Source organism: Cyanobium sp. NIVA-CYA 375 (genome assembly GCF_056108345.1).
Genome location: NZ_JBSYHW010000195.1, coordinates 1 through 1,595, shown reverse-complemented (window position 1 = coordinate 1,595; position 1,595 = coordinate 1). Strand labels below are relative to the sequence as shown.

Below are 1,595 nucleotides of genomic sequence, written 5' to 3'. Positions count from 1 at the left end.
GTGGTGGGCCTGCAGCAGGAGCTGGCAACCTTCCGCCTTCGCTACAACCTGCTCGATCCGGGTGTCAAGGCCGTCGAACTGCAGAAAACCCAGGAGGATCTCGCCGCCGCCCTGCGCAGCCTGCGCGTCAAGGAAGCAGAACTGGTGAGCCTTGAGGCCACCGTGCGCGGCGGCAATCTCTCTTCCGAAAAGTTCCAGGAGATCCAGGCCCTCACCAGCCAGGCCACGGGCCTCTCCGACAAGGTGACCTTCGGCTCCGAGAAGCTCACCTCCGGCACCGTGCCCAGCCTGGTGGGCGAACTCACCAATGTGGAGAAGCAACTCGCCTACGCCTCCGCCAGTTTCCGCGGCAAGTCGCCCGTGGTGGAAAGCCTCACCGCCCAGCGCGATCGCCTGCGGCCGTTGCTGCAGCGCAACCAGCTTGAATCGATCGAGGCAGCCCTGATCGAAAACCGCTCCGCCCAACGCGAACAGCAGCTGCAGCTCCTCCGCGCCGAGCAGGGCTTCCGCGGCAGCCCCACCCTTCAGAAGCAATACGACGACATCCAGCAGCGCCTTGGGGTGGCCCGCGAAAACCTCGGCAATTACATCAAATCCCGCGAGTCCTTCCGCCTCGAGATCGCCCAGGACAACGTGCCCTGGCAGGTGATCGCCCCGCCTGGCTTCAGCACCACGCCGGTGAAACCGAGTGTGCAGCGCAACCTGCTGCTCGGAGCCCTGCTCGGTTTGGTTGGCGGCGTAGGCGCCGCCCTGCTGCGCGACCGCTTCGATCAGGTGTTCCACTCGCCGCGTGAAATTGAAGACGCCCTCCCCTACCCCCTGCTAGGCGGCTTACCCTTCCTGCCGATCGTCAAGCACACCTCTGTGGAGCTGGTGTTCCAGGCGCTCACCTCCAACCAGCGTTTTGCCCTGCGCGAGTCGCTGCGCATCCTGATCACCACCTTCCGCCTGCTGCGCGCCGACCAGCCCGTGCGCCTGGTGGGCCTCACCTCCACCACCATGGCCGAGGGCAAGTCCACCATGATCGCCCTGCTTGCCAAAACCTTCGCCGACTTGGACCAGCGGGTGCTGCTGGTGGACGCAGACATGCGCCGCTCCTCGCTCCACTACCTGTTTGGGGTGGACAACCTCCAGGGCTTCTCCAACCTGCTCACCGACGACTCCCTTCAGCTTGAGCAGCTGATCCAGCACCCCTACCCCAACCTCTCGATCCTCTGCGCCGGCCCTACGCCACCAGATCCGGCCAAGCTGCTCAGTTCCGATCGCGCCAGCCGGCTGATCCAGCAGGTGCGCGCCCTGCAGGGCTACGACCTGGTGATCTTCGACACACCTCCAGCTCTCACCCTCAGCGATCCGGTGCTGATCGCTGAGCACCTCGATGGCCTGCTCTTCCTGGTGTCGCTCGGGCAGATCAACAAGAACCTGCCCGCCGAAGCCCTGCGCCGCATCGAGGCCAGCGGTGTCGATGTGCTCGGGGTGATCACCAACATGGTGCGCATCCCTAGCGGCGGCTATGGATATGGATATGGATATGGATATGGATATGGATATGGATATGGATATGGATATGGATATGGATATGGATATGGATATGG

At 63.6% G+C, this 1,595-nt stretch carries 1 protein-coding gene; it reads left to right on the top strand.

The genetic code is table 11. The features are described 5' to 3' along the window. A partial coding sequence (locus AC01FP_RS17485) for a tyrosine-protein kinase domain-containing protein (protein ID WP_474481990.1) occupies window positions 1-1,595 on the top strand: 1,595 nt, incomplete at both ends.